Source organism: Pseudomonas sp. S3_A09 (genome assembly GCF_054668065.1).
The window spans coordinates 3,424,529-3,439,637 of sequence record NZ_CP162752.1; the positions used below are offsets into that span (position 1 = coordinate 3,424,529).

A 15,109-nucleotide genomic window follows, 5' to 3' on the forward strand; every position below is an offset into this window, starting at 1 on the left:
TTGCTCGCGAATGCGGTGGATCAGCCAATACATCTGGCGACTGACAAACCGCCTTCGCGAGCAAGCCCGCTCCCACATGTTGATTACTGTTTGCCTGGGAAATCTTTGTGCAGTTTTTCCAGCAGGAGGTCCTTGTCTTCCCAAAGCTGGTTGATCCAGCCCTGAAACGCCAACCGATACGCCCCATCCTGCTCATAATTCTTGCCAATGAACTCGGCCGGAATCTGCACCTCTTCAAACTGCACAACCACGTCTTTCACATTCCCGCACAGTAAATCCCAGTAACCTGGGCGGCCAGCAGGGTAGTGGATGGTCACGTTGACCAGCGACTTCAACTGCTCACCCATCGCATCCAGCACAAACGCGATACCACCCGCTTTGGGCTTTAGCAGGTAGCGAAACGGCGAGTTCTGCTGGGCATGCTTGCCCGGCGTAAACCGCGTACCTTCGGCAAAGTTGAATATGCCCACCGGGTTGTCGCGAAACTTCGCACAGGTCTTGCGGGTGGTTTCCAGGTCCTTGCCTTTCTTCTCCGGGTGCTTTTCCAGGTAGGCCTTGGTGTAGCGCTTCATGAACGGAAAGCCCAGCGCCCACCATGCCAGGCCAATCACCGGCACCCAGATCAGCTCCTGCTTGAGGAAGAACTTCAGCGGACGGATCCGCCGGTTCAGCACGTATTGCAACACCATGATGTCGACCCAGCTCTGGTGGTTGCTGGTCACCAGATACGAGTGCTGATAGTCCAGCCCTTCGAGCCCGGTCAGGTGCCAGCGCGTGCGGCGTACCAGGTTCATCCAGCCCTTGTTGTTGGTGACCCAGGCTTCATGGGTGTGGTTCATCAGCCATTCGCTGAAGCGCTTGGCAAACGGCAGCGCCTTGAACAACGCGACGATAAACAGGAACGAACACAACAGGATCGTGTTGAGCGCCAACAACAGCGACGCAATCACCCCGCGCACGGCGGCAGGTAGAAAAGCCAGCATTTAAATATCCATAGGTCGGTTGGCGGCTTGGATCGCAGTGAGCGCGATGGTGTACACAATGTCATCCACCTGGGCGCCGCGTGGAAGGTCGTTGACCGGCTTGCGCAGGCCCTGGAGCATGGGCCCCAGGCTCACGCAATCAGCGCTGCGCTGCACGGCCTTGTGCGTGGTGTTGCCGGTGTTGAGGTCGGGGAACACAAATACGGTGGCCTTGCCGGCGACCTGGCTGTTGGGGGCCAGTTGTCGGGCTACGTTTTCGTTGGCGGCAGCGTCGTATTGCAGCGGGCCGTCGATCAACAGCGAGCTTTGCTGTTCGTGGGCGAGCAGGGTGGCTTCGCGGACTTTTTCCACTTCTTCACCGCTGGCCGAGTCACCACTGGAGTAGCTGATCATCGCCACACGCGGGGTGATGCCGAATGCAGCCGCTGAATCGGCGCTTTGCAGGGCAATTTCCGCCAATTCGGCCGCGCTGGGGTGCGGATTCATCACGCAGTCGCCGTACACCAGCACCTGCTCGGGGAACAGCATGAAGAACACCGACGACACCAGGGTGCAGCCCGGTGCCGTCTTGATCAACTGCAAGGCAGGGCGGATGGTGTTGGCGGTGGAGTGAATAACCCCGGAGACCAGGCCGTCCACTTCGTCCAGCGCAAGCATCATGGTGGCGATCACCACCGTGTCTTCCAGTTGCTGCTCGGCCATCGGCGCATTGAGGCTCTTGCTCTTGCGCAGGGCCACCATCGGTTCGACGTAGCGTTGGCGGATCAGGTCCGGATCGAGAATCTCCAGGCCTTCGGGCAGTTCGATACCCTGGGCGCGGGCGACCGCTTCCACGTCTGCCGGCTTGGCCAGCAGCACGCAACGGGCAATCCCCCGCGCTTGGCAGATGGCGGCCGCTTGCACGGTCAGCGGCTCGCTGCCTTCGGGCAGCACGATGCGCTTGTTGGCGGCCTGGGCGCGCTGGATCAACTGGTAGCGGAACACCGCCGGTGACAGGCGCATTTCCCGGGGTGTGCCGCAGCGTTGGTGCAACCAGCGCGCATCCAGGTGGCTGGCGACGAAATCGGTGATGATCTCCGCACGCTCGCGGTCATCGATGGGGATTTCTTTGTTCAGGCTATTGAGCTGGTTGGCGGTGTCGTAGGAGCCGGTGCTCACTGACAGCACCGGCAGGCCCGCCTGGAAGGCACCTCGGCACAACTCCATGATGCGCGGGTCGGGCAAGGTGTCACTGGTGAGCAACAGGCCGGCCAGCGGCACGCCGTTGATCGCCGCGAGGCTGACGGCGAGAATGATGTCGTCGCGGTCGCCGGGCGTCACCACCAGCACGCCGGGCTTGAGTAGCTCCACGGTGTTACGCATGGTGCGGGCGCAGATGATGATCTTGGTCATGCGCCGAGTTTCGTAGTCGCCAGCGTTGAGGATCTGCGCGCCCATCAGGTCGGCCACGTCGCGGGTGCGGGGCGCGTTGAGTTCCGGCTGATAGGGAATGCAGCCGAGCAGGCGGAAATCGCCGCTGCGCAACAGGGGTGAGTGTTCCTTGAGGCGCGCCGAGAAGGCTTCCATGCTTTCGTCGGTGCGCACCTTGTTGAGGATCACGCCGAGTACTTTCGGGTCTTTCGGGCCGCCGAACAGTTGGGCCTGCAATTCCACGCGGCCGGAGAGCTCGGTGAGCACTTCATTTTCCGGCGCTGAGACCAGGATCACTTCCGCATCCAGGCTCTTGGCCAGGTGCAGGTTGACCCGCGCCGCATAGCTGGCGCTGCGGGTCGGCACCATGCCTTCGACGATCAGCACGTCCTTGCCCACGGCGGCTTGCTGGTACAGCGTGATGATTTCTTCGAGCAGTTCATCGAGCTGGCCGTCGCCGAGCATGCGCTCCACGTGAGCCAGGCCCAGGGGCTGTGGCGGCTTGAGGCCGTGGGTGCGCGCCACCAGTTCGGTGGAACGCTCGGGGCCCGTATCGCCTGGGTGCGGTTGGGCGATCGGCTTGAAAAAGCCGACTTTCAGTCCGGCCCGCTCAAGGGTACGCACCAGCCCGAGGCTGATGGAGGTCAGACCCACACCAAAATCGGTGGGCGCGATAAAAAAAGTCTGCATGCGAATTCTCTGAAGGTGCATGGCTTCGGTGAGGTTCTATGATTGAACGTCTACCGGGAATCAGGCGCCAAGGTTATCGTTATTCGTGCGCTTGCGCACACCAGCCGCAGGCAAAGGGCTGGCCTATTTTTTCAAGGCGTTGCGCGGGGTCGAGCACCCAGGCGCGGGACTGCCAGGGTGGCTGGTGGCGCAGGTGCTGGGTGTGGCCGCAGGACAGCTCGGCGACCCAGTGCTGGTCGTCGTCCTGATGGAACCCGATGATGAAGGAAACCGTTGATCGGCCCCGTCTGTCCGGGTTCTGTTCGCTTTCGGGCAAATCCTTGTTTAGACTTGTCCGTTCTTCATTCTTATGCAAAAGGTCTCGCCCCATGACGATCGCCGCTAACAAGGCTGTCTCCATCGACTATACCCTGACCAACGACGCTGGTGAGGTCATCGACAGCTCCGCCGGCGGCGCGCCGCTGGTCTACCTGCAAGGCGCAGGTAACATCATCCCAGGCCTGGAAAAGGCACTGGAAGGCAAGAGCGTCGGTGATGAGCTGAGCGTTGCCGTAGAACCTGAAGATGCCTACGGCGAGTACTCGGCCGAACTGGTCAGCACCCTGAGCCGCAGCATGTTCGAAGGCGTTGACGAGCTGGAAGTGGGCATGCAGTTCCACGCTTCCGCGCCGGACGGCCAAATGCAGATCGTGACCATCCGTGATCTGGACGGCGACGATGTGACCGTCGACGGCAACCACCCGCTGGCTGGCCAGCGCCTGAACTTCCAAGTGAAGATCGTTGCCATCCGCGATGCTTCCCAGGAAGAAGTGGCGCACGGTCACGTTCATGGTGAAGGTGGTCATCACCATTGATCGTGGTTTGATCAATAGGTAGCAAAAACGCCCCGACTGGTTCGGGGCGTTTTTTTTGTCTTGAAAATACACTGCGGTCGAAATGTGGGAGCGGGCTTGCTCGCGAATGCAGTGGATCAGTCAATACATCTCATCTGGTAACTGACACTCCGCATTCGCGAGCAAGCCCGCTCCCACACAAACAAAAATGCCCCGGACCTTTCGGTACGGGGCATTTCTTAACTGTTTCGCAACCTGGGTTGCGTTGCAGTTGTTACCACTTAGGCTGCAGCAGGAACGCTCAGAGCCTTGATGTGGCCATTCAGGCGGCTCTTATGACGAGCGGCCTTGTTCTTGTGGATGATGCCTTTATCGGCCATGCGGTCGATAACTGGCACAGCCAGAACGTAAGCTGCTTGAGCTTTTTCAGCGTCTTTGGTGTCGATGGCTTTAACTACATTCTTGATGTAGGTACGAACCATGGAACGCAGGCTGGCGTTGTGGCTGCGACGCTTCTCAGCCTGTTTTGCACGTTTTTTGGCGGAAGGTGTGTTGGCCACCGTCGAGCTCCTCGAAAGACTTTTTAGGAAATAGCAAACAAAATAGGCCGCGAATCATGCCGATGACTTGATGGGTTGTCAAGAGCGGCTGATGCGAACTGCTGAGTGGTCGATCTGAAGAGGCGGGTGATTTATTTCCGGCGCTTGACCTGTAAACTCGCGAGCTTTGGCTCTGTGCTGTTGCAGGCGCGCAGTATCGCATAAGTGGGCGCTTTGTTCGCCTGCTCTTTATCTAAAGGCGCAAACTCTTTCAATGAATCTGCTCAAATCGCTGGCCGCTGTCAGCTCTATCACGATGATCTCCCGTGTTCTGGGGTTTGTGCGTGACACGTTGCTGGCGCGCATTTTTGGCGCGAGCATGGCCACGGACGCCTTCTTTATTGCGTTCAAATTGCCTAATCTGCTCCGACGGATCTTCGCCGAAGGCGCGTTTTCCCAGGCATTCGTGCCGATCCTGGCCGAATACAAGACCCAGCAGGGCGAGGAAGCCACCCGCACGTTCATTGCCTATGTCTCGGGCCTGTTGACCCTGGTACTGATGCTGGTGACCCTCCTCGGCATGCTCGCCGCGCCCTGGGTGATCTGGGCCACGGCCCCCGGCTTTGCCAATACCCCGGAAAAGTTCGCGCTGACCACGGATCTGCTGCGGGTGACCTTTCCTTATATATTGCTGATCTCCCTGTCATCCCTGGCCGGAGCGATCCTCAATACCTGGAACCGTTTCTCGGTGCCGGCCTTCGTGCCGACCCTGCTGAACGTCAGCATGATCATCTTCGCGCTGTTTCTTACCCCGTATTTCGATCCGCCGGTAATGGCCCTCGGTTGGGCCGTATTGGCGGGCGGCCTGGCGCAACTGCTCTATCAGCTGCCGCACCTGAAAAAGATCGGCATGCTCGTGTTGCCGCGCCTGAACCTCAAGGACACCGGCGTGTGGCGCGTGATGCGCAATATGTTGCCGGCGATCCTGGGCGTGTCGGTCAGTCAGATTTCGCTGATCATCAACACGGCGTTCGCCTCGTTGCTGGTGTCCGGCTCGGTGTCGTGGATGTACTACGCCGACCGCCTGATGGAGTTGCCGTCCGGCGTGCTGGGCGTGGCGCTGGGCACGATCCTGCTGCCGACCCTGGCGCGCACCTATGCCAGCAAGGATCGCCAGGAATACTCGCGTATCCTCGATTGGGGCCTGCGCCTGTGCTTTGTGCTGGTGCTGCCGTGTGCCCTGGCGCTGGGGATCCTGGCCGAGCCGTTGACCGTGGCGCTGTTCCAATACGGCCAGTTCGATGCCCATGACGCCTTGATGACGCAGCATGCGCTGATCGCCTACTCCGTCGGCCTGCTCGGCATTATCGTGATCAAAGTGCTGGCCCCCGGCTTCTATGCCCAGCAAAACATCCGTACGCCGGTCAAGATCGCGATTTTCACGCTGATCGTCACGCAATTGCTCAACCTGGTGTTCATCGGGCCGCTGGCGCACGCTGGCCTGGCCCTGGCCATCAGTGCCGGCGCATGCATCAATGCCGGATTGTTGTTTTACCAACTGCGTAAACAGCAAATGTTCCAGCCACAGCCAGGCTGGGGCCTGTTTGCCCTCAAGCTGCTGGTGGCGGTGGGGGTGATGTCGGCCGTGCTGCTGGGTTTGATGCACTTCATGCCGGCCTGGGACGAAGGCCATATGCTGGAGCGCTTCCTGCGCCTTGGCGTGCTGGTCGTTGCGGGCGTGGTGGTGTACTTCGGGATGTTGCTGGTGCAGGGCTTCCGCCTGCGGGATTTCAATCGCAAGTCCCTGGGTTAGAGAGTTTGCCGCGATAAAACCGTTGTTTTATCGATTCGATCCATTTGGCCTGTGCTGTTGCCTGTCGTCCGGGGCCGGGTGTGGTTATAATCGACCACTTTATGAGCAAGAAGCGCGTTATGCAGCTGGTTCGAGGTCTCCACAACCTGCGCCCCGAGCATCGGGGCTGCGTCGCCACTATTGGCAACTTTGACGGTGTTCACCGTGGCCACCAGGCTATCCTGGCTAGGCTGCGCGAGCGTGCGGTCGAGTTGGGCGTGCCCAGCTGCGTGGTGATTTTCGAGCCACAGCCGCGGGAATACTTCACCCCCGAGACTGCGCCAGCCCGGCTGGCCCGCCTGCGGGACAAGCTGCAATTGCTGGCGGAAGAGGGCGTGGACCGTGTCCTCTGCCTGGCTTTCAACCAGCGTTTGCAAAGCCTGAGCGCCGCCGAGTTTGTCGACCGTATCCTGGTCGATGGCCTGGGCGTGCAGCATTTGGAGGTGGGTGACGACTTCCGCTTTGGTTGCGACCGCGTCGGGGATTTCGATTTTCTGCAGCATGCGGGCGTCAACCAGGGTTTTACCGTCGAAGCCGCGCAAACCGTCGAACTGGACGGCCTGCGCGTGAGCAGTACCCAGGTGCGTAACGCCCTGGCCGCTGCCGACTTCGCCTTGGCCGAGCGTTTGCTCGGTCGCCCGTTCCGCATTGCCGGACGGGTCCTGCACGGCCAGAAGCTGGCGCGCCAATTGGGCACGCCAACCGCCAACGTGCAACTCAAGCGCCGTCGTGTGCCGCTGACCGGGGTTTACCTGGTGAGCGTCGACATCGACGGCCAATCGTGGCCGGGAGTCGCCAATATAGGTGTCAGGCCCACGGTTGCAGGTGATGGCAAGGCCCACCTGGAAGTACACCTGCTGGATTTTGCCGGTGATCTGTATGACCGGCGTTTGACGGTGGTTTTCCACCAAAAGCTGCGTGAAGAGCAGCGTTTCGCCTCCCTTGAGGCGTTGAAAACGGCGATCAATGCGGATGTCGCCGCCGCCCGTGCACTAGCCGCACCTAGCGCCCATCGCTAACCGAAGAGCCTTAAATGACCGACTATAAAGCCACGCTAAACCTTCCGGACACCGCCTTCCCAATGAAGGCCGGCCTGCCACAGCGCGAACCGCAGATCCTGCAGCGCTGGGACAGTATTGGCCTGTACGGAAAGTTGCGCGAAATTGGCAAGGATCGTCCGAAATTCGTCCTGCACGACGGCCCTCCTTATGCCAACGGCACGATTCACATCGGTCATGCGCTGAACAAGATTCTCAAGGACATGATCCTGCGCTCGAAGACCTTGTCGGGTTTCGACGCGCCGTATGTCCCGGGCTGGGACTGCCACGGCCTGCCAATCGAACACAAAGTCGAAGTGACCTACGGCAAGAACCTGGGCGCGGATAAAACCCGCGAACTGTGCCGCGCCTATGCCACCGAGCAGATCGAAGGGCAGAAGTCCGAATTCATCCGCCTGGGCGTGCTCGGCGAATGGGACAACCCGTACAAGACCATGAACTTCAAGAACGAGGCCGGTGAAATCCGTGCCTTGGCCGAGATCGTCAAGGGCGGTTTCGTGTTCAAGGGCCTCAAGCCCGTGAACTGGTGCTTCGACTGCGGTTCGGCCCTGGCCGAAGCGGAAGTCGAGTACGAAGACAAGAAGTCCTCGACCATCGACGTGGCTTTCCCGATCGCCGACGACACCAAGCTGGCCGAGGCCTTTGGCCTGGCAAGCCTGGGCAAGCCCGCGGCCATCGTGATCTGGACCACCACCCCGTGGACCATCCCGGCCAACCAGGCGTTGAACGTGCACCCGGAATTCACCTACGCCCTGGTGGACGTCGGTGATCGCCTGCTGGTGCTGGCCGAGGAAATGGTCGAGGCATGCCTTGCCCGCTACGAACTGCAAGGTTCGGTGATCGCGACCACCACCGGCTCTGCGCTGGAACTGATCAATTTCCGCCACCCGTTCTATGACCGTCTGTCGCCGGTGTACCTGGCTGACTACGTCGAACTGGGTTCGGGTACTGGCATTGTTCACTGCTCGCCGGCCTATGGCGTGGACGACTTTGTCATCTGCAAAAAATACGGCCTGGTCAACGACGACATCATCAACCCGGTGCAAAGCAACGGCGTCTATGTGCCTTCGCTGGAGTTCTTCGGCGGCCAGTTCATCTTCAAGGCCGACCAGCCGATCATCGACAAGCTGCGTGAAGTCGGTGCGCTGATGCAAACCGCCACCATCCAGCACAGCTACATGCACTGCTGGCGCCACAAGACCCCGCTGATCTACCGCGCCACCGCGCAGTGGTTCATCGGCATGGACAAAGAGCCGACCACCGGCGACACCTTGCGTGTACGCTCGCTCAAAGCCATCGAAGACACCCAGTTCGTCCCGGCCTGGGGCCAGGCACGCCTGCACTCGATGATCGCCAATCGCCCGGACTGGTGCATCTCCCGCCAGCGTAACTGGGGCGTGCCGATCCCGTTCTTCCTGAACAAGGAAAGCGGCGAGCTGCACCCACGCACCGTCGAACTGATGGAAGTCGTGGCCCAGCGTGTCGAACAGGAAGGCATCGAAGCCTGGTTCAAGCTGGACGCCGCCGAGCTGCTGGGCGATGAAGCGCCGCAGTACGACAAGATCAGCGACACCCTCGACGTCTGGTTCGACTCGGGTACCACCCACTGGCACGTGCTGCGCGGCTCGCACCCCATGGGTCACGAAACCGGCCCGCGTGCCGACCTGTACCTGGAAGGCTCGGACCAACACCGTGGCTGGTTCCACTCGTCGCTGCTGACCGGTTGCGCCATCGACAACCACGCGCCGTACCGCGAACTGCTGACCCACGGCTTCACCGTCGACGAGACGGGCCGCAAGATGTCCAAGTCGCTGAAGAACGTGATCGAGCCGAAAAAGATCAACGACACCCTGGGCGCCGACATCATGCGTCTTTGGGTCGCGTCGACCGACTATTCGGGCGAAATCGCCGTGTCGGACCAGATTCTGCAGCGCAGCGCCGATGCCTACCGCCGCATCCGTAACACCGCACGCTTCCTGCTGTCGAACCTGACCGGTTTCAACCCGGCCACCGACCTCCTGCCAGCCGAGGACATGCTCGCCCTGGACCGTTGGGCGGTGGACCGTACCCTGTTGCTGCAACGCGAGTTGCAGGAGCACTACGGCGAATACCGTTTCTGGAACGTCTACTCGAAGATCCACAACTTCTGCGTGCAGGAGCTGGGTGGCTTCTACCTCGACATCATCAAGGACCGCCAGTACACCACCGGCGCCAACAGCAAGGCCCGCCGTTCGGCGCAGACCGCGCTGTACCACATCTCCGAAGCGCTGGTGCGCTGGATCGCGCCGATCCTGGCCTTCACCGCCGACGAACTGTGGGAATACCTGCCGGGCGAGCGTAACGAGTCCGTGATGCTCAACACCTGGTACGAAGGCCTGACCGAACTGCCGGCCGACTTCGAACTGGGCCGCGAGTACTGGGAAGGTGTGATGGCCGTGAAGGTCGCGGTGAACAAGGAACTGGAAGTGCAGCGTGCGGCCAAGGCCGTCGGTGGCAACCTGCAAGCCGAAGTCACCTTGTTTGCCGAGGACGGCCTGACCGCGGACCTGGCCAAGCTGAGCAACGAACTGCGCTTCGTGCTGATTACTTCCACCGCAAGCCTGGCGCCATTCGCCCAGGCCCCGGCGGATGCGGTCGCCACCGAAGTACCTGGCCTCAAGCTCAAAGTGGTCAAGTCGGCCTTCCCTAAATGCGCCCGTTGCTGGCACTGCCGTGAAGACGTCGGCGTGAACCCTGAGCATCCGGAAATCTGTGGTCGCTGCGTCGACAACATCTCGGGTGCTGGTGAGGTTCGCCACTATGCCTAATGCAGCCAGTCGTTTTGGACGTCTGGGCTGGCTCGTATTGAGTGTGCTGGTCCTGGTCATCGACCAGGCCAGCAAGGCTCATTTCGAGGGCTCCCTGGAGATGTTCCAGCAGATCGTGGTGATCCCGGATTACTTCAGCTGGACCCTGGCCTACAACACCGGCGCCGCTTTCAGCTTCCTGGCGGATGGCGGCGGCTGGCAGCGCTGGCTGTTCGCCCTGATCGCCGTGGTGGTCAGTGCGGTGCTGGTGGTGTGGCTCAAGCGTCTCGGCCGCGATGACACCTGGCTGGCTATTGCGTTGGCCCTTGTGTTGGGCGGCGCGCTGGGCAACCTGTACGACCGCATTGCCCTGGGCCATGTGATCGACTTCATTCTGGTGCATTGGCAGAACCGCTGGTACTTCCCGGCGTTCAACTTTGCCGACAGCGCCATCACCGTCGGTGCGATCATGCTGGCGCTGGATATGTTCAAAAGCAAGAAAACCGGAGAGACCGTCAATGACTGATCAGGTATTGGCTGAGCAACGCATCGGCCAGAACACGGAAGTCACTTTGCATTTCGCATTGCGCCTGGAGAATGGCGACACGGTCGACAGCACATTCGACAAAGCACCGGCCACCTTCAAGGTCGGTGATGGCAACCTGCTGCCGGGCTTCGAAGCGGCCCTGTTCGGCTTCAAGGCTGGCGACAAGCGTACCCTGCAGATCCTGCCGGAAAACGCCTTTGGCCAGCCCAACCCGCAAAACGTGCAGATCATCCCGCGTTCGCAGTTCCAGGACATGGACCTGTCGGAAGGCTTGTTGGTGATCTTCAACGATGCGGCGAATACCGAACTGCCCGGTGTGGTGAAGACTTTCGATGACGCGCAAGTGACCATCGACTTCAACCACCCGTTGGCCGGTAAAACCTTGACCTTTGACGTTGAAATCATCGACGTTAAAGCGCTCTGACTGACTAAACCGGTTCCTGTGGGAGCTGGCATGCCTGCGATAGCGTCACCTCGGCGTACTTGATATACCGAGTCGTTTGCATCGCGGGCAAGCCCGGCTCCTACAGAGGCTTACTCTTACAGAGTTGAGTTGATCCAATTTCTTGCGCTGCAAGACACGAGGCACAGCATGCAAATCAAACTCGCCAACCCCCGTGGCTTCTGCGCCGGCGTGGACCGGGCGATCGAAATCGTCAACCGCGCCCTGGAAGTTTTCGGGCCGCCGATTTACGTGCGCCATGAAGTCGTCCACAACAAATTCGTGGTCGAAGACCTGCGCGCGCGTGGCGCCATCTTTGTCGAGGAACTGGACCAGGTGCCGGATGACGTGATCGTCATCTTCAGTGCCCACGGCGTTTCCCAGGCAGTACGTACCGAAGCGGCAGGCCGCGGCCTGAAAGTCTTCGATGCCACCTGCCCGCTGGTGACCAAGGTGCACATCGAAGTGGCGCGCTACAGCCGTGACGGACGAGAGTGCATCCTGATCGGCCATGCCGGTCACCCGGAAGTCGAAGGCACCATGGGTCAGTACGACGCCAGCAATGGTGGGGCAATTTACCTGGTGGAAGACGAAAAAGACGTCGCCAACCTGCAGGTACAGAACCCCGAGCGCCTGGCATTCGTGACCCAGACCACCTTGTCCATGGACGACACCAGCCGCGTGATCGACGCGCTGCGCGCGCGCTTCCCGGCCATCGGTGGGCCACGCAAGGACGACATCTGCTACGCCACCCAAAACCGACAGGACGCGGTCAAGCAACTGGCCGATGAATGCGATGTGGTCCTGGTTGTTGGCAGTCCTAACAGCTCCAACTCCAACCGCCTGCGTGAGTTGGCCGAGCGCATGGCAACCCCGGCGTACCTGATCGATGGCGCCGAAGACATGCAGCGCAGCTGGTTCGATGGCGTCGAGCGTATCGGTATCACGGCAGGCGCTTCCGCCCCGGAAGTGCTGGTGCGCGGCGTTATCCAGCAGTTGCATGCCTGGGGTGCCACCGGTGCGGATGAACTGGCTGGGCGTGAAGAGAACATCACCTTCTCCATGCCCAAGGAGCTTCGGGTTCGCTCGCTGCTCTGAGTACCTGTGTGCCGGAGTCGCTCCGGCACAACGCCTGCTCGGCACGCTCGCTGCGCAGGCTGATGCGCCCGCTGGGTGCCAGTACCACCTGATACAGGCTCTGCGCCAGATCTGTGGCGCATACGTGCACGGTGCCAGCGCGAAAACCTCCGCCTGAAAAAACCGGTTCGCCCAATCCGCTGAAGCGCACCTGGTTTTTGACCGGCCCATTGCCGACGACCGTCACTCCACCATTGTCCTGATGCTCCAGCAGCACTGGGTTGTCGTCATCCAAATGGCCGCGCCCGCTCGCATCCACAATGACCCGCCAGCCCTGGCTCCAGCTGTTCTCACGCGCATGAATGACCACCGCCTGGTTACGGGCGATGGCTTCGGTGCGTGCGTAGCGCAGGCCTGCGGTCAAGGATTGCGCCGCGCCGTGTCGCTGCTGTGAGTCCAGCAACCCCTTGAAACCGGGGGTTGCCAGGCCAGCCAGGATGCCGCTCACGATCAACCCGAGCAGCAGTTCGATCAGGGTGAAACCTTGTTGGTGCATGTGTCGTCCCTCCTTGGGTTCAGGTGCAGTCCTAGGTATAGCGCCCAGTGCATTGCGCCGAATGATGGCCTTCATGTCCAAAGTATTTCCCTTTGTTCCAGGAGCAGCGCGAGCGAAAAACCGACGCTAGTCTTGGGCCGCACAGCAGGTTTCTCCTGCTTTTTCCGGACCTCGACATGGATGACGACGGTTATGCCTGCCTGCCCCAACACCGGTTTCCCCCAGGATCTGTCTCGGCACCAAATTGGCATGACGCTGATCGAGGTGCTGGTTGCCGTATTGATCCTCGCCATTGGCCTGTTGGGCACGGCGGTGATCCAGCTCAATGCGCTCAAGTACACCGACAGTTCCCGAATGACCAGCCAGGCCAGTTTCATTGCCTATGACATGCTTGACCGGATCCGCGCCAATTCTGCGGTCGACTACGCCTGGGGCCGGGCCGAGCGTGCTCCGGCCAGCAGCGCATCCGCCAGCGTGCGCGATCTGGACCTGCATGATTTCGAGGCCAATATCCTCGGCTTTGCCGGGGCCAGCGCCAAAGGCTCGGTGTCGGTCAGTGCGGGTGAGGTGACTGTCAGCATCAGTTGGGACGACAGCCGGGGCGCGAACAGGCCGGGCGCTCGGGAAACGTTCACCCTGACCAGCCGCATCAGCGATGAATCGAGGGGGGCGCAATGAGGCACCGTGTTCGGGGCTTCAGCCTGGTGGAAGTGCTGCTGGCGTTGGCTGTGGGCTTGGTTGTGGTGCTTGGGGTCAGCCAGGTGGTGATTAGTTCCAGAGCCACCCATGCCAGCCAGCAGGCGGCGATGTTGCTGCAGGACGATGCGCGGTTCGTGCTGGGCAAGATCGTCCAGGACATTCGCCAGGCGGGCATGTTTGGCTGCCTGGCCACGGCGTTTATCGACGACGCTCCAGCAGCCTTTGATCAGCCTGTCAGTTGGAAGGCTGAGGCGGGTGTGAAGTCGCTGTCGCTGGTGACGGCGGATGTTGGTCAGCAGAGTGGCAAGCCTGACTGGACGGTGTTGTCCGATTGCACTGGAACCGCGCAGTCTTACGCCGGCAATGCGCCTGCGCCTGCCCCTGGACACATCAGGTTTGCGCTGCGCCAGATCACCTACACCTTCGAAGCGGGCCAATTGAGAGTGAGCACGCCTGCGGCGCCTGCCAAGGCGGTGTTGGTGGATAACGTGCAAGGGTTTGATATCAGCTTTGGCATGGCCGCCAAACCGTCTTCCACGCAGGTGGCGCGCTACGACGCAAGCCCGGCGGACCTGTCCTTGATACGCAGCGTGCGCATCCTGATGACGCTGCGAGACCCGACCGAGCGCGTGAAGGATCAAACCTACAGCGTCGTGGCGGCACTGCGTAACCGTCTGGGGTAGGGCTGACATGATGCTTCAAAAGCCTATTCGTCTGCGGCAGGCCGGCATGGTGCTGCTGATCAGCCTGGTGGTGTTGTTGCTGTTGTCGCTGATCGGTCTGTCATCCATGCAAGGGGCGGTCAGCCAGCAAAAGGTCACCGCCAGTCTCTGGCACCGTAATCAATCGCTGCAAAGCGCCGAGAGTGGCTTGCGGCGTGGGGAGTCGGTGGTGCAGCGGTTATTTGCGACGCTGCCGCCGTGCCGGTCGATTGTCACCTGTGCACCGCCGGCCGCCGCCTATTCGGTGGTTGGGGCTGGGGTGGACCCTGTGTCGGGCATTACTTGGACTGCACTGGACGGCGGTCTATTCGGCGTTCAAGCCCTGGGGGGCGCGGTGGGGCTGGCGCATTTACCACCACAAACCGTGGCCGACGTGTATCGAGTGACGGCTGTCGGGTTGAGCGGCCAATTGCGCACGGTGCTGGAGAGCGTCTATGCGCATGTAGAAGAAGAGGGCGGCTCGCGTTTCCGGCGGGTGGCCTGGCGGCAACTTCAATAAGGAGCGTTGAAATGGGCATGGACAGCCGGGGTTTTACACTGATCGAGTTACTGATCGCCGTGGCCATCATCGCGGTGCTGGCCGGGATTGCTTACCCCGGCTACACCGGCCATATGAAAAAGGTCTATCGCGCTGAAATCGTCGCGTTATTGACCGACCAGGCTCAGCATCTGGAACGTTTTTATACGAGGAGCGGCACTTTTATTGATGCAAGCGGCGTCAGTGCGGGCAACGATCGCTATAGAATCACCGCAGCATTGAACCCTCAGGATTTCCAGCTGGTGGCTACGCCTGGCGTCGACTCGGTCATGACCGGCGACCTTTGCGGCGCGTTTAGCCTGACCAGCACCGGCGCGAGGACCAATCCGGGCGCTGCACCTGACATCTCGCGCAGGCAGTGCTGGGGGCAATGATGA

The 15,109-nt window shown here is 60.8% G+C and carries 16 protein-coding genes; 11 read left to right on the forward strand and 5 right to left on the reverse strand.

The features are described 5' to 3' along the window. Nucleotides 1-83: 83 nt before the first annotated feature. The 3 genes from AB4N92_RS15950 to AB4N92_RS15960 all read right to left on the reverse strand — a co-directional run bounded on the left by AB4N92_RS15950 (nt 84) and on the right by AB4N92_RS15960 (nt 3,453). Nucleotides 84-983 (reverse strand): acyltransferase, encoded by a 900-nt coding sequence (locus AB4N92_RS15950; protein WP_010213280.1) that lies wholly within the window; start codon nt 981-983, stop codon nt 84-86. Continuing rightward, nucleotides 984-3,083 (reverse strand): phosphate acetyltransferase, encoded by a 2,100-nt coding sequence (gene pta, locus AB4N92_RS15955; protein WP_025856577.1) that lies wholly within the window; start codon nt 3,081-3,083, stop codon nt 984-986. Between the two features lie 79 nt (nt 3,084-3,162). Continuing rightward, entirely contained in the window at nt 3,163-3,453 is a 291-nt protein-coding gene (locus AB4N92_RS15960) for a DUF3565 domain-containing protein (RefSeq protein WP_137205951.1), read from the reverse strand. On the opposite strand from AB4N92_RS15960, the gene AB4N92_RS15965 reads away from it, so the two are divergent. After that, nucleotides 3,452-3,937, forward strand: a complete 486-nt coding sequence (locus tag AB4N92_RS15965; RefSeq protein WP_010213275.1) for an FKBP-type peptidyl-prolyl cis-trans isomerase — start codon at nt 3,452-3,454, stop codon at nt 3,935-3,937. The two genes, AB4N92_RS15960 and AB4N92_RS15965, sit on opposite strands and share 2 nt — an antisense overlap. Before the next feature lie 260 nt (nt 3,938-4,197). Here AB4N92_RS15965 and rpsT read toward each other — a convergent pair whose 3' ends face one another. Next, nucleotides 4,198-4,476 carry a 30S ribosomal protein S20 gene (gene rpsT / locus AB4N92_RS15970; protein ID WP_003188401.1) on the reverse strand — a complete coding sequence of 93 codons (279 nt, stop codon included), beginning with the start codon at nt 4,474-4,476 and terminating at the stop codon, nt 4,198-4,200. A 253-nt stretch (nt 4,477-4,729) separates the two neighbouring features. Here rpsT and murJ point away from each other — a divergent pair, with 253 nt between their 5' ends. The 6 genes from murJ (at nt 4,730) to ispH (ending at nt 12,238) form a co-directional block, all read left to right on the forward strand. Continuing rightward, a complete protein-coding gene (gene murJ, locus AB4N92_RS15975) occupies nt 4,730-6,268 on the forward strand; it encodes a murein biosynthesis integral membrane protein MurJ (RefSeq protein ID WP_042571053.1) in 1,539 nt (512 codons plus the stop codon). 119 nt (nt 6,269-6,387) lie between these two features. Then, the gene (gene ribF, locus AB4N92_RS15980; RefSeq protein ID WP_010213269.1) at nt 6,388-7,326 is read left to right on the forward strand and encodes a bifunctional riboflavin kinase/FAD synthetase; all 939 of its coding nucleotides are present in this window, start codon (nt 6,388-6,390) and stop codon (nt 7,324-7,326) included. A gap of 14 nt (nt 7,327-7,340) precedes the next feature. Beyond that, nucleotides 7,341-10,172 (forward strand): isoleucine--tRNA ligase, encoded by a 2,832-nt coding sequence (gene ileS, locus AB4N92_RS15985; RefSeq protein ID WP_010213267.1) that lies wholly within the window; start codon nt 7,341-7,343, stop codon nt 10,170-10,172. Next, a complete protein-coding gene (lspA, locus tag AB4N92_RS15990) occupies nt 10,165-10,677 on the forward strand; it encodes a signal peptidase II (RefSeq protein ID WP_010213265.1) in 513 nt (170 codons plus the stop codon). Before ileS ends, lspA begins: the two co-directional genes overlap by 8 nt. Nucleotides 10,678-10,684: 7 nt before the next feature. Next, nucleotides 10,685-11,122, forward strand: coding sequence for an FKBP-type peptidyl-prolyl cis-trans isomerase (gene fkpB / locus AB4N92_RS15995; protein WP_010213263.1), 438 nt, complete (start codon nt 10,685-10,687; stop codon nt 11,120-11,122). A 168-nt stretch (nt 11,123-11,290) separates the two neighbouring features. After that, complete coding sequence (gene ispH / locus AB4N92_RS16000) at nt 11,291-12,238, forward strand: 4-hydroxy-3-methylbut-2-enyl diphosphate reductase (RefSeq protein ID WP_010213261.1); 948 nt, start codon at nt 11,291-11,293, stop codon at nt 12,236-12,238. Here the strand turns inward: ispH and AB4N92_RS16005 are convergent. Continuing rightward, nucleotides 12,192-12,773, reverse strand: a complete 582-nt coding sequence (locus AB4N92_RS16005; protein ID WP_236267276.1) for a GspH/FimT family pseudopilin — start codon at nt 12,771-12,773, stop codon at nt 12,192-12,194. The genes ispH and AB4N92_RS16005 overlap by 47 nt on opposite strands. A gap of 192 nt (nt 12,774-12,965) precedes the next feature. Here AB4N92_RS16005 and pilV point away from each other — a divergent pair, with 192 nt between their 5' ends. The 4 genes from pilV to AB4N92_RS16025 are packed head-to-tail and all read left to right on the forward strand — an operon-like array spanning nt 12,966 to nt 15,106. Continuing rightward, the gene (pilV, locus tag AB4N92_RS16010) at nt 12,966-13,451 is read left to right on the forward strand and encodes a type IV pilus modification protein PilV (protein WP_010213257.1); all 486 of its coding nucleotides are present in this window, start codon (nt 12,966-12,968) and stop codon (nt 13,449-13,451) included. Continuing rightward, on the forward strand, nt 13,448-14,155 hold the full coding sequence (locus tag AB4N92_RS16015) for a PilW family protein (RefSeq protein WP_045791323.1): 708 nt from the start codon (nt 13,448-13,450) through the stop codon (nt 14,153-14,155). Before pilV ends, AB4N92_RS16015 begins: the two co-directional genes overlap by 4 nt. A gap of 7 nt (nt 14,156-14,162) precedes the next feature. Continuing rightward, entirely contained in the window at nt 14,163-14,693 is a 531-nt protein-coding gene (locus AB4N92_RS16020; RefSeq protein WP_010213254.1) for a pilus assembly PilX family protein, read from the forward strand. A gap of 11 nt (nt 14,694-14,704) precedes the next feature. Next, nucleotides 14,705-15,106, forward strand: coding sequence for a type IV pilin protein (locus AB4N92_RS16025; protein ID WP_010213253.1), 402 nt, complete (start codon nt 14,705-14,707; stop codon nt 15,104-15,106). Nucleotides 15,107-15,109: the final 3 nt, after the last annotated feature.